6 protein-coding genes are annotated in these 13,521 nt (G+C 54.8%); 1 reads left to right on the top strand and 5 read right to left on the bottom strand.

What is annotated here, in order from left to right:
• The 4 genes from MVC73_RS04330 to MVC73_RS04315 form a co-directional block, all read right to left on the bottom strand.
• Positions 1 to 1,216, bottom strand: a 1,216-nt coding sequence (locus MVC73_RS04330; protein WP_297507384.1) for a DNA methyltransferase, incomplete at its 3' end; no start/stop codon positions are given.
• Positions 1,217 to 1,223: 7 nt separating this feature from the next.
• The gene (locus MVC73_RS04325; protein WP_297507381.1) at positions 1,224 to 1,571 is read right to left on the bottom strand and encodes a hypothetical protein; all 348 of its coding nucleotides are present in this window, start codon (positions 1,569 to 1,571) and stop codon (positions 1,224 to 1,226) included.
• A gap of 52 nt (positions 1,572 to 1,623) precedes the next feature.
• A complete protein-coding gene (locus MVC73_RS04320) occupies positions 1,624 to 2,301 on the bottom strand; it encodes a TraB/GumN family protein (RefSeq protein WP_297507378.1) in 678 nt (225 codons plus the stop codon).
• Complete coding sequence (locus tag MVC73_RS04315) at positions 2,298 to 3,251, bottom strand: ribonuclease Z (RefSeq protein ID WP_297507375.1); 954 nt, start codon at positions 3,249 to 3,251, stop codon at positions 2,298 to 2,300. Before MVC73_RS04315 ends, MVC73_RS04320 begins: the two co-directional genes overlap by 4 nt.
• Before the next feature lie 57 nt (positions 3,252 to 3,308).
• Here MVC73_RS04315 and MVC73_RS04310 point away from each other — a divergent pair, with 57 nt between their 5' ends.
• Positions 3,309 to 4,268 (top strand): tetratricopeptide repeat protein, encoded by a 960-nt coding sequence (locus tag MVC73_RS04310; RefSeq protein ID WP_297507372.1) that lies wholly within the window; start codon positions 3,309 to 3,311, stop codon positions 4,266 to 4,268.
• A gap of 7 nt (positions 4,269 to 4,275) precedes the next feature.
• Here the strand turns inward: MVC73_RS04310 and MVC73_RS04305 are convergent, their stop codons facing one another.
• Entirely contained in the window at positions 4,276 to 13,500 is a 9,225-nt protein-coding gene (locus MVC73_RS04305; RefSeq protein ID WP_297507369.1) for a CARDB domain-containing protein, read from the bottom strand.
• Positions 13,501 to 13,521: the final 21 nt, after the last annotated feature.

Genomic DNA, 13,521 nt, shown 5'->3' with positions numbered 1-13,521 from the left:
GCATTCTTTTATTTGGAATAGCCCTCACATACGTTATCTCGTGTTCATAACCAAAACTTTCGAATATCTCCACATAAATCTCATCAGTTGGTATCCGTATGCCCTTTACTGTCCTATTAGCAACCACAAAAACAACATAACCACCGTCATTTAGGACTTCATCGAGGTTTTTACTCGCTTTATAGAAGTCAATGAAATAGGATAACACCTCTCTCGCCCTCTTTTCGTCTTTCTCTGCAATTAAGTGAATTACCTCATCGAGTTTTTCTGAAGGGAGGTTGTGTTTTAGCGACTTCGCAGGTCTTCCTCCAAGCGCTATTTTGTCTATTGCTTTTATCAATTTATAATCGAAGTCCATCCATTGGAGGGATAGGCGAGAAAACTGTCCATAAGCAACAGTTGTCTTTGAATCACCATAGGGAGGAGAAGTCAGTATTAAATCAACTCCCTCGATATCAGCTTTTTCGAGAACATTATGATACATAGGTTTAGCGAAGGCGGTCTTGTCTTTTGCGATACTATAAAATTCAGCCATCTTCAAAATGTTCCTCTCCGCATACTTTACAAAGGTTTCATAGACATCCGGATTCCAATCTTTTAGTTTTTCTTCAGGAATTCTATATAACTTGTGCTCGCTGTTCCTTGTATTGCTCACATATCTAACAGTCTCACTAAAAGCAACTTTGAAGAAGTCCCTAATGTCTTCATCTTCAATTTTCAAAATTTCTTCCTTCACAATTACAAGCTGTTTTGAAATGTGCGGTTTGAACCAATAATCGATGTTGAAATAGTTTGGGATTTCAACATCAATTTGTCCTTTATTAAATTTGTCAAGTTTTTTCCTAATGTTTTCTTTTAGCTCTTTGAAGCATTTTTTCAATATTTCTGGGTTTATCGGAGTTGTTTTGACTTTCGAAAGTAGAATTGCGAGAGGGTTAATGTCAAATCCATAACTGTTTATATTTTTTATCTTCGCCTCAACTAGAACCGTTCCTGAACCGCAAAATGGGTCAAGAATAATCTTAGCATTCTTTCCCCAAAGCCTTATTGACTTCCTAGCGACTTGAGGTATCATCATTGCTGGATAAGAATGTATTCCATGAGTTAAAATTTTAGTATCCGCTGTTATAAAGTCCCAACTTGGGTCCCTAAATTTCTTTTCCCCAACTTTTTTTAGCACGGCCTGTGTGTTGATGAACTCATCAAGTGTTTTCATTATAAAATCACCTCTCAGCATACTGCTCAATTGTTGAAATAACTCTCTCTATTACTTCATCCCAGCTCATTTTATCATATAAAGCCCATTTTATGAAGTCATCTGTGTGGAGTTTTAGTATCTTGAGAAATAACTGCCACCTTATACCCATTTGCTTAAGTTCTGGCTTCCAATTGTCCCAAAGGAATTTTTGTAGTTTGTTAAATGACCATACAGCAAGTGAATCATAGTCTATGTTATTTGTTGAGCCAAAGTTTTGTCTCACATTCCTGATAAACTCTTTTATCTTGTAAGGTTCTTCGAGCTTTTGTAATCCCATACAGTATCCCCCCATGCACATATCCACATAACCCAATATCTAGAGGTGCAGAAGATGTTTATAAGCATTATCTTAATCTACGCAAGCTTCAGAACTGAAAGTGTATCCTAGCAGTACCCTCCTCCAAGAGTCTTTCAATGCCCGCCTTGTGCCCGAGGCCCACAACAGCTATGACCCGGGGCTTCTTCACACCAGCAGAGAGCAGGGAGTCCACTATGGCCCTCAGGTTCCTCGCCATAATCTCGTTCCTCTCCTCGACGAGGACGCGGTAGAGATATGGGTAGCGCCTCCTGAACTCAAGCATCATCCAGCGGTACTCTTCAAGGGGGTTTCCCATCTCCGACCTGAGCGGAAGGAACACCGAGAGGCCCTCTAGGGCCAGCAGGAGCTTTTCCCTGAGGGGTGCCCTTGAGAGCTTCGCGAGGATGAGGTTTATGTCCTCGTCTATGAGATAGAGGGGCACCCCGAGGGCCCTCGCGGTCTCGATGGCGCCCATCATCTCTCCCCCGGGGGCCATGCCGAAGGTCTCGCCGAGCCTCTCCTCCACCTTAGCCAGGGCATAGTTTATCAGGCCCTTCCTCCCGAGGCGGAGGGCGTCCCCAACGCTCAGGGAAACGTTCTCGGTCATGGCCAGAAAGCGGGCCCTGTCGAGTTCCACAGCTATTGCAGTGGGCCTCTCCTCAAGTATCGTCCTAATGACCTCCTCCCTGCTCTTGGGGGAGACGTGCATCGTGCCAATAACCTTGACGTAGCGCAGGTAGTTCATCCTCTTTCCTCCATCAGGTTTCTAATCTCCCACTTCCCGGCCTTAAAGGTTAGCACGTCGAAGTCCCGGGGAACTATAAACTTCACCCCAAATTCCCCGCATATTTTTGTCGCTCCCTCCGTGTATTCGTCGTAGATGTAGCGGAAGGCCCTGTGGAAAAGGGCAAGGAGCTTCACTCTCGCCTTTCTGGCGGTCTCACAGGCCTCCTCAACGGTTGAGTGGTAGCTCTCGCCCCTGTCATCGGGATTCAGGTAGGTTGCCTCATGGATGAGCATATCAGCCCTCTCCGAGAAGAGCCTTACCCTTTCGCAGGGCTCGGTGTCGCCGGTGTAGACGACTTTAATCCCCTTTCTCCTCGGCCCGGTAACGTCCTCAAGGCGAATCAGACGGCCGTTGAGCTCTATCCCTCCCTCCCTCTCAAGCCTCCCCAGTATAGGCCCGGGCTTGAGGCCGAACTCGGCGAGCTTCTCGGGGAGGAACTTTCCGCGTTTGTCCTTCTCCTTGAAGACGTAGCCGAGGGCGGGAACGCCGTGTTCGACCTTGAAGCTCCATATTTCATAATCTCCGAACTTCAGCCTCGTCTCACCGAGCTCGTGGACGTGCACCTCAAAGCCGGGCCTGAAGAAACCGCTGTTGATGTAGTTCTGAACGAACTCAAAGGTGTACTTCGGGCCGTATATGTGGAGGGGCCTTTCCCTGTTCCAGAGGTTCATCGTCTGTATCAGCCCACCGAGGCCGAGGTAGTGGTCGCCGTGGAAGTGGGTTATGAAGATTTTATCGACCCTCATGGGGCTGAGCTTTACCGTGTTCATCTGCCTTATAGTACCCTCACCGACGTCGAAGAGGATTATCTCGCCTTTGTAGCGGAGGGCTATGGCCGGAACGTTCCTCTCGCGCGTGGGCATTATCCCGCCCGTGCCAAGGAAGACAACCTCCAAGTTCTCACCCATAATAGTGGGGAGCAAAGGGTTAAAATATTCGACGCCCTAAACATGAGGGGTGTAACCATGAAGGAGATACTGAAGGCCATCGAGGAAAAGGATGTCGAAAAGGTCAGGAGGCTCCTTTACTACCGCGTGGACGAGCTGAGCGATGAAGAGCTGAGGGAAGTCCTTGAGAAGGCTGAAAAGCTCGCCTTGGAGAAGGGGGACTGGGAGCTCTACAAGCTCGTCCTCTACTACTACCACGAAATCCTCAACGAGGACAGGATAAGCGAGTTCGAGAAGCTTGCCGAGGAGAGCGAGGACTTCGAACCTAAGTTCCACTTGGCTGACCTATACTACCTCATAGGAGACCTCGAAAAGAGCCTGGAGCTCTTCAGGGCTTTGCTTGAGGAGGAGGTTGCAAAGGGCAACATCGAGCACGCGGCGAGGATATACTACAGCATGGCGATGATACACGAGGAGCTCCAGGAATACGAGAAGGCCCTCCAGCTCATAGAGAAGGCCAGGGAACTCTACGAGAAACTCGGGGATGAGAAGGAACTCCTGAGGATAGAGATACACAGGGGCTACATAACCTTCGAGGCAGGAGATACTTACAGGGGAAAGGCAATAATAGCCGGTGTTCTCCCGAAGATACTCAACGAGAACGAGCTCCTCGTCGAGGCCCACCTCAGCTTCGAGGAGATATTCGAGGAGGACGAGAACTACGAGGCAGCCCTGCAGGAGTGCCTCTACGCCCTCATAAGGGCGAAGGGAACCGATTACGAGGACATAGCCTTCAGCTCTCTGATGGACGTCCTCTGGCAACTCTTCCTTGAGGACGACTTCGAGACGGTTTACCTCAACATAGACATGTTCATCGAGGCCTTCCCTGACCTTAGGGACTTCTTCGAGGCCGTCAAGGTTCTTGCCCTCTTCAAGGACGGAAAGGCAGAAGAGGAAGAAGTCAAGAAGAGCGTGGAAAAGGTAAAGGACCCGCGCCTCCTTGAAATGCTCGAACTTCTTGGGGAGGCCGAGCTATAAAGGCAAATCAGGGGAGGCCCAGAGCCTTCCTGAGAAGGCGGAGGGCCTCCCTCTCAAGCATGTAGGCCTTTCTCATCTTTATCGCGTAGAAGACCGGGTTCCTCGGGTAGAATTCCGTTCCCCTCTCAAAGAACTCCTTTGCCTCGGCGTGGAGCCTAATCGCCTCATCTAGCAGGCTCTCGTTGGTGGCGTTTGAAGTGTTCAGTATTCTCTCAAACTCGGCCGAAAGCCTTAGATAAGCCCTCTGCCAGAAGAGGCCGAGGAGTCCCCACGTTCTTGCCCTGTACGAGGCTGTCGCCTCCCTATCAACGGCCCCAAGGGTTACTTCAATCACAGGGTCGCCCCGGATGACGACGTAGAGGTAGTCGCCAGCTATTCCGTAGTAGTTCTCGCTTCCCGCGTCAGTTCCGAGGGAGTGGGTGGTGCCGTTCTTCATCAGGGTGACGTTCCAGACCTCAAGGCCACCGAGGGGGACAACGACTACCGCGTAGCCCGTTGAGTTCACGAGTATTTCCTCTGAAACGACGCGGTAGATTGTGAGGCCCCTCCGCTCAAGGGACTCCTTTGAGGCCAGCACCTCAATCTTGGCCCCGCTACCTGAGAGTAGCCAGGGTGAATCGTAGGGCCCTTCCCTGACAGTTCCGTTCATCGGGGGCAGGCTGACCTCTATACTGGCCCCGTTGAAATTCCAGAGTAGAGACAGGCTTCCGTTTTCAACGCTCACGTTTGTCTCGGCTTTTCCGGGAACGACAACCACGAGGGTTCCGTTGAACCTGATGACCCTGACGCTCGTGTTAACGGTGAAGTTGACGCCAGCTTTTCCAACGTTGCCCCAGACGTCCGAGGCGATGACAATGAGCTCGTGTCTGCCGTCGCCTACGCTCACATTGGCCACCCAGAGTCCTCCGGCAGGAGTTAGGCTGTAGGGCATGCCATCTATCTCGGCCCTAACCCAAGCTATACCCGATTCATCAGTTACGTTGACCCTCACTTCCGTAACGTTCGTGTCGTATATGGTGGCCGTTGGGTAGAGTATCCTTATCTCCGGTGGCTCCGAGTCGGGGACGTGGCTTGCGTTGGCGAAGAGGTTGACGAGCTGGGTAATGTGGAGCGTCGTCACGTTGTGGTCGACCACTCCCTTTATGACTGCCACCCTCGCGTAGGTCGCGTTTATCCAGCCCGTCCGCGAGCCTACGGTCAGGTTCTCGCTCCATCTCAAGATGCTCCAGTTCCCAAGGCTCACGCTGAAGACCTCGTCAAATCCAGCAGTTGAGACGTTTATCGAGGAGAGCACTTCGGCACTCCAGTTCTCAAAGTCCCTCCTAAAGCTCTCCCACGAGGTGGTGTTGTAGAAGCCGAAGTCTCTGGTAAAGGTGTAGCTCTCGTTTTTAGCGAGGCTCACGTTGGCGAAGACCTCGATGATCTTTGTAACGCTCGCACTCAGGTTGTAGGCGTCCCATACCGTTAGAGTGACGTTGTAGCGCCCTCCGCGGGCGTAAATGTGAACCGGGCTGGGCCCTTCTGCGGTCTCTCCATCACCGAAGTCCCAGAGGTAGCGCGAGAGCCCATCGGGGTCGCTGGCGATTGCCGTGAAGTTGACCGTCAGGTAGCTCGCATTCCAGATGAAGTCAACCTCGGGAGGCTCGTTCACCCTGAAGATAATGCTCTTGCTGACGTTGTAGCTAACATCCCATGCGTAAACGGTGAGGTTGTGCCATCCGTAGCCGAGGGTGACAAGCTGGGAGTGGTTCGCCTCGCCTGAGAGGAGCGAGCCATCTAGATAGGCCCTCACCCCAACCAGGTCGCTGTCAAGGACGGTGTAGTTGATCCAGATTTCCTTTGAGTTGTAGACCTTCTCCTCCGGGCTCTCAATGTAGATGACCGGCGCGTTCGGGTTGAGGTATACCCAGAGGCTCAGGTTTGCAGTGTTCCCGAAGTCGTCAACCGCGTGAATAACTACGGTGTTGTTGCCGGGCTTCAGCGGTAAGCTCCCGCTCCAGAGGGAGCAGGTGGCGTTCTCCCAGAGAAGGGTGAAGTCTCTGCTCACGTTTCCGACGCTTCCCCAGACGGTAACGTTGGTCTCGTCGCAGGCTGTAACGTTGAAGGTTGGTATCTCCTCGTAAACCCCGCTTCCGGGAGAGACTTCGAGGAGTGGCGATGTAACATCGACCTCCTTGCTCGCGTTGGCAAAGAGGTGCACGAGCTGGGTAATGTGGAGCGTCGTGTAGTTGAAGCCAGCTACTCCTACAACCGTCGCGTTCCTCTCGTAGGTCGCGTTAATCCAGCCCGTGGAGTTCCTGTAGTCGAGGTTCTCGCTCCTGCTCAAGAGACTCCAGTTGCCAACGCTCACGTTAAAGACCTCGTCGAAGCCTTCCGTTGAAACGTTTATCGAGGAGAGCACTTCGACACTCCAGTTCTCAAAGTCCTCCCTGAATTCATCCCAGTAGAACTCGCTGTAATGTCCGAAATCCCTGCTTAGGGCGTGGCTCTCGTTCTTAGCGAGGCTCACGTTGAGATAAGCTTTAACGACAGCGCTCAGGTTGTTGACCTCTACAATGTGCTCCCCACTCCCGTTTATCTCAAGGGTAAAGGCGAAGACCCTGTTCTCGCCGGGCTCGATCGTCGAGGCGTTCCATGCTATGACGCTCCCGTCGAGGTAGAGGGTGGCGTTGTAGAGACCGGAGATATCGCCGGTGTTCGTGACGTTGAGGTAAACTGAGATGTTGAAGGGAACTATTCCCGAAGCAGGCTCAACGGTGAGGTTCTCGACGAACCTCGGGCCGAGGAAGACCCTAACTGCTCTCGTAACTGAGGCACTGGTGTTTTCGTCGTCCCAGACGGTTAGGGTGACGTTGTAGATGCCCGGCTTAGTGAAGGTGTGGTTGAGCTTTGGCCCTTCAAAGCTCCCGTTGCCTATGTGCCAGAGGTATCTGACAATCCTTCCGTCCGGGTCGTAGCTCAGCGAGGCGTCAAAGCTAACCGTCCGGTTCACCACGGCCGGCTCGTTGTAGGTTATCACCGGCACGGGCTTCCTGTTGCTCTTCAGGACGTAGAAGTCCGCCGTCCCGAGGTCGAGGATGTGGAGCTCCCCGCCCTCAATCCACTGGGCCACCGGTTCCTTCCCGTCGCTCCTGACGGCTTTGGTATGGCCCGTAACAGGAACGGTTATGTAAATCCAGTCCGGGCTCTTGACGAGCGGGATTATCTTGATGAATCCCCTTCCAGTCTCGTTCGTGAAGTTAACCGGCAGGACGGCGTAGTCCTCTCCGCTGGAGTCGAGTATCTTCTCCGGCACTCCGTCTTGGTCGTCGTCAATCAGGAAGTCCAGCATGCCGTCGTCGTTTGCCGTGTCGTTGAAGGCCCTAAGCAGGAAGTGCGTTCTAACGCTCTTGATCAGCGATGTCTCGTTGCCGCCGAGCTCGTCGCTGTGCCTGAAGGTGGCGTTGTAGTAGGTGAAGTCGCCGGTTACCTCAGCGCTCATTATCCAAGCGGCTGTGGAGCTTTCGCCTGGCTTTAAGTCGCCGAAGTCAATCGTCAGGCTGTTTGGAACCTTCCTGCCGTTAACGAGGGTTCCAAGTATCTTGAAGTCGATGTAGACGCCGGGGTAGCTGGCCTTCTCGATCTTCGGCTGGGCCGAGGCTATGCGCAGGTTCCTGGCTATGCCGTAACCAACGTTCTTCACCCTGACGCCGAGGACGAATGGTATAGGCGGCTCCTTCTCGGGCGTGTAGGGGTTGTCCCCATAGACCTTCGGCGGGATGACGTAGTCGAGCTCCAGCTGAGGAACCGGCTCGACCTCTATCAAGGCCGGCCAAGTCTCGTAGACGAGCGTCGTGTTGCCCACCTTGGCGGTTATGTTGGCCATAACGTAGTAGCGCGTCCTGAACCTCTCAGCTGCACCTATCTTGGGGATTATGAGCCACCTGAGCATCGCCTGTCCCCGGGGTGGCAGAACGTTGCCGGCCAGACCGCTCTCCTCGTCGAGCCTCACGAAGAACTTGTCGTTGGCTGGATTACCCTCGCTGTCGAAGAAGAGCACGCTGACGTTGACGTCGGTGAGGCTGTAGTTGCCGTTGGTGTTCGTGAACTTCAGCGAGGCTCTAAATGCCTGCCTCTCGAAGGTTAGCCTCTGCTCGATTGTCAGGATCAGGTCAACGCACATGTGGAGGGTGTTGTTCGTGTACTCCCCTCCCTCCTGAAGGGGCTCCAGTGGAATGGCCTTGCATACCCTCCCTCCTGCAACGTTTCCCGCTTTCTCAAAGGCCTGGGCGGAGCAGGACGGACAGGACGACGTCGAGCTACCGGAGGTCTTCTTGTGAACCGTTGGCAAACCTTCACAGGTGAACCTGCCGACGCTGGCCTCTCCTCCACCACCTCCGCCCCCTCCGAGGGAGCCCTCACCGCTGTAGCCACCGAGGGAGCCGGTGCGGATGAGCTTGAGGACGCTGGGCTCTTCCGTGCTCGGGAGCTCACAGTTGTTGCCAAAGATGCAGAGGCCGCAGTTTATGCCTGCCTGGGCTACGTAGGGTGTTACGTCGGTCACTATCTTGTCTATGAGGTTGATGAGGCCGAGACCGTTTACAAAGCCCGCCCCGACGGTGCTGATCTTTGAGACCACCGGTGAGACCAGATTGTTTGCTATCGAAGCCGCTTTCTTCCAGTCTACTTTCATCTGCCCGTTGGTCATCGAGACGACGCCCATGGCGTAAACGTAGGTCGGGGCGTTGGTCATCGAGAATGCAAAGCCCGCTATCCTGCCATTGGGGTCCTTAACGACCGTGAGCTGGTAGGAGGCCAGCTCATGCCTCACCGCCCAGTAGAGGGCCGGGTTTGAAGCAAAAGGCGCCGATAATACTTCCGCGAGATTGTTCTTCCCCGCGTTGAAGGCATTGACGAAGTTCTCGTAGTTCTGGGGTGTCGGGTTCATAACCCACTGGGCGTAGGCGTCATATATGCTCTCAAGGTTGCCCAAGGCTTCTCCAGCAACGGTGTTGGCGACGTTGGTGTCGTCTATCTTGCCGAGGACTTTCCCCACTGCCTGGCCCAGCATAAGGAACCCTATCTTCCCTCCAAGCAGAGCGAGAGACTCCAAGCAGCCCTCGCAGGTTGGTTTCACCACTATCTGGTGAACCTTCTGGGCCTTCAGGGTTATCTTCCCTGCCTCTTCAACACACACAACGCCGGCTTTGAGGTAGAATGTCGTTGTCTCGTGGACGCAGGGGTTGATCGGCGGAGAGCGCTGGTAATAAATCTTCACGACGTAGGGAACGACCACACTCTCACCGGGCTTGAGCTCGTCTATCCTATCTATCGCGAACTCGACATCAATGTAGTGGCTTCCACCGCTCTCAAAGGTGACGTTGAAGACCGAGACGTAGGGGTGGGTGTTCGTAACTATGAGCTGGCCGTGAAACTCCACAAAGCCAGCCTCCGCGAGCTTCTCGTAGTCGACGTAGACCTCAAGGTCGCCACCGTAGCTCCTTATCTCCGGCGCCGGGACGTGGGTTGAGTAGCCTATCTCGTGCTTGATTATGTAAACGTCCTGTATCGTTACGGGGACGACCTCCCACTCGACCTGAAGGATCGAGGGCATCAGGACAACGCTCACGTTCTTCTCCACGCCGGCCTCGACGGTTACAGTCTTGCTCACCGTGTAGTGGCTCTCCTCCGAGACGAAGAGGGTGTAATCACCGATGGGGACGTCGGTGAACGTTACCGTGCCATTCTCATCCGTATCGCCCTCGAAGTGGGCGTAGCCGTTGTAGAGCGTAACGTGCGCTCCAGCCAGCCTCGTCGCGTTGGGATCCATCGCTATAACTGTAATCGCTCCGGTGGCGTTCGGCGTTATGGTAACCCTGAGCGGGATTACAACGTCGCGGTAGTTGGACGAGCTCACCTTTATGATGCCGTCAAAGGTTCCCGTTAGGTTAGAGGGCGGTGCTATGTAGAGGGCTATGCTCTCGGCTTCCTTTGGAGCGAGCTGGGTGAAGTTGCTCGTCACCTTAACCCAGTCGATGGAGCTCTCAACCGTAACGTTCCTCAGCGTCTCGAAGCCGACGTTCTTTAGGGTTATGCTCTTACTCGCGGTCTCGTTGGCCAAAAGTCCAATCTCAAGGGCCCTCGGCTCGGCGACGATTATCGGTTCAGGCGGGAGGACGGTTAGGTTGAGAGTAAGGTTCTTCTCGATGGTCAAACCGAGCTGGACAGCTCTGAAGGTTATCGTCGCCGTCCCGTTCACCGCGTTCTCGCTTGAGAGGCCGATTTCAACCCTGTTGACGCCGGGCTTCAGGGTGAGGCTCGATGGAACCGTGACGTTAAGCCATGACGGGGCATTCACGGAAACGGAGACGTTGGAGTCTTCCCAGTAGTTCACGAGCGTTACCTCGATCCTCCCGCTGAACTCCTTCGTAACCTTGAGGGCGTAGACGTCGGGCTTCACGCTTATGCCCACGATGTCGAACTCCCCGTCTCTCTCAAGGGTCAGGACGCTCGGGTGGGTCGCGCTCACGACAAAGTTGCCCGCTTCCCCGGGATAGGGCCTGAAGGTCAGGTTGAAGTGGCCGGTTCCGTCGGTCATGACAACGTATTCCCTCACGAAGTCGCCCCTCGCTATCGCAACCCTAACCGTAACGTTCGGGAGCAGTCCGCTGGCGTTGTAGGCGAAGCCCTCGATGGTGACCTCTTCGCCAGCCTCGAAGACACTCCTCACGGTAACGTTGGCGTTGTAGGGAGGTTCTTCCGTCGGGACGGTGATTACCCTCGTGAAGTCCCCGACGTCGGTTCCCACCGTTGTGTTGATGGCCATCTCGTCCGGCGCATCGGCCGGGACGATGTAGTCGAAGGAAGCCGTGAAGGAGAGGTTCGGCGGGACTGTCACCGAGAGGCTCCTCTCCATTCCGAGAACGCTAACGCTCCTAACCATGAGCGGAGCACTTCCAGTGTTCCTGAAGGTCACGTAGACCTTTGCCCTCGCTCCCCTGACGAAGTCCTCGGTTGAGACGAGCACGGGGTTCGTCACCGGGTCTCTGACCTCGACCTCTTTAACGACCTCTATTCCGCCCAGCTCGAAGGTCAGGTTGTAGGTTCCCCTCTCCTCTGGAACGATGCGGTAGCTTAAAGTCGCGCTCTCGCCTGGCATTAGAACTGGCAATGGTGAGAGGGGCTCTCCCCTGGCGTTCCCGAGCTTCAGCGTTGCATTTGAGGTGTCGAGCGGTGCCGAGCCGTGGTTGGTCAGCCTTACCTCCACCAGCGTCGGGAGGCCGGTTCTCGGGCCCTGTACGGTGATCTCTGGGGCCCCGGCCTTGCTCGGTTCCACCGGCAGGATAACCTCGGTCGAAGAGCCGTGGACTGTGAGCGAAGCCCTCAGCGAGCCGAGGCCCTCTGGGACAGTCGCAACGAAGCCCTCCGTGAGGTTGCCCGGTGAAAGTTCGACCTCTCTCTCAAGCCTCCCTATTACGTCTCCAAAGACGTCCACCAGCTCAAGGGCCAGCGTTCCGTTCGCGCTTCCATCGAAGTTCTCGATGGTTACGTTGATCGAGGCAGGATAGCCGGTCACGAGCTTTCCAGCCTCTATGGTCAGCCTCGCCGGGAAGATGTAAGCGGGGCCGCTCTCGAAGCCGGCGAAGTCAACCGCGGTTACGCTGTAGTTGAGGCTTCCAGCATAGAGGTCGCGGAAGTGGGTAACCTCAACCGGCTCGTCGTTTAACCTAACCCCATCGCGGTAGACGTAGTAGCCCGCTATGTCGGAATCCCCGCTGGGGAGCCAGCTCAGCTCGACATAGGAGCCGTTGAGGTTGACCGTTAAACCGCTCGGCGGGTGCGGAATGCCGTTGACGCTGAAGGTAACCCTCAGCTCCGCTTTGTTTCCGGCTTTGTCCACCGCTCTGACTTCGAGTGTATAAGTCCCGTCCACCCGTATGGCCTTCCCGACGAAGGGCCTTCCGTTGACCGTTACCGTGTAGTTCTTCAGGTTTCTGTCAAAGACTTCCACGCCCGGAACCACGCTCCCGTTGTAAAGTGCTCCATCCGTGACGTTCGTCCTTATCTCCGGTGGCTCCCTGTCGAGGACGAAGCCCCAGGTGTAGGTCTTGGAGTTTCCAGCTTTATCGTAGGCCACAACCACTGCCGTGTAGTCCCCGTCCTGTAGGGGAGTTGAGTTCTGGAAGACCAGCCAGCCGTAGGTGAAGGTCGAAGAGCCATTAACCAGGCTTCCGTTGAAGTAAAGCCTGAGCTCGCTCCTCGAAGTGTCAACTCCTGAACCATCATCTCTGAGGAGAACCCCAACGGTTGGCTCGTTGGTGAAGCTCCCGTTGGCCGGGTAAAGCCGGGCCGGGTAGGGGGCTTTCTCGTCAGCTATCGAGACTGATAAGCTCTTCTCGTTGTTGGTCTCGTCGAGTTCGCCGAGCTCGTTGAATGGGTCGGCAACTGCCCTTAGAGTATAGGCTCCATAGCGGGCCTTCCAGGCGTTGGTGAAGCTCAGGGTCACGTTTTCCCCTCCAGCCAGACCGCGGACGAGCTTGACCGCGACGAGCGTGCCGTTCGCGTAGACCCCGACGTGGAAGGGGAGCATCGTTGTGCTTCCTGCGTTCTCGATGGTAACCGTGAAGTTGAAGTAATCCCCGACTACCTCGCTTCCGGAGTAGGTGAAGGAAGTTACCACGATGTCCGGGGCCGGGACGCTGACCTGAACGGCGACCTCGTTGTTCCCCTCGTCCCACTCGCGGATGGCATTTCCGGGATCGGCTATAGCGGTGAGGTTGTAGCTTCCGGGGTCTGTCGTCCACTCCACCGTGACGTTCCTCTCTTCGCCGGGGGCCAAGCTCGGAGCGTAGGCCCTTCCGAGGGTCTTTCCGCCGTTGCGGATGACGATTGAGAACGCCCCGGTCTCGTAGTCGCCAATGTTCCTGACGGTTACTGTCGCGTTGGCCGTTTCACCGGAGTATGTAAAGTTCCCCGGCGAGAGCGAGACCACCTTTATATCGGGCGCTTTAACGTGGACTGAAATCGAGCGCTCGTTGTTGGTCTCATTGACCTCGGTGACGTAGTTCCCCGAGTCCGCAATGGCCTTCAGCGCTGAATCGCCCGGATAGGGCCTTATCCAGACGGTGACGTTCGCCTCGCCTCCCGCCGGGAGCGAACTTACCCAGGCCCCTCCGAGGTACTTGTCGTCCTGATAGATGACAACCTGGAAGCTCCCCTCAATGTTTTGATTTCCAGTGTTTCTGACAGTCACGTTCACCGGGAAGAAAGCGTT

It is taken from the genome of Thermococcus sp., from assembly GCF_027052235.1.
GTDB lineage: Archaea > Methanobacteriota_B > Thermococci > Thermococcales > Thermococcaceae > Thermococcus.
This window is presented reverse-complemented; position numbering and strand designations above follow the sequence as displayed.

What these genes read in the sequence shown, in the direction of transcription:
- MVC73_RS04320 (WP_297507378.1), bottom strand. Translation starts at nt 2,301, where the DNA reads ATGAACTACCTGCGCTACGTCAAGGTTATTGGCACGATGCACGTCTCC.
- MVC73_RS04315 (WP_297507375.1), bottom strand. Translation starts at nt 3,251, where the DNA reads ATGGGTGAGAACTTGGAGGTTGTCTTCCTTGGCACGGGCGGGATAATG.
- MVC73_RS04310 (WP_297507372.1), top strand. Translation starts at nt 3,309, where the DNA reads ATGAAGGAGATACTGAAGGCCATCGAGGAAAAGGATGTCGAAAAGGTC.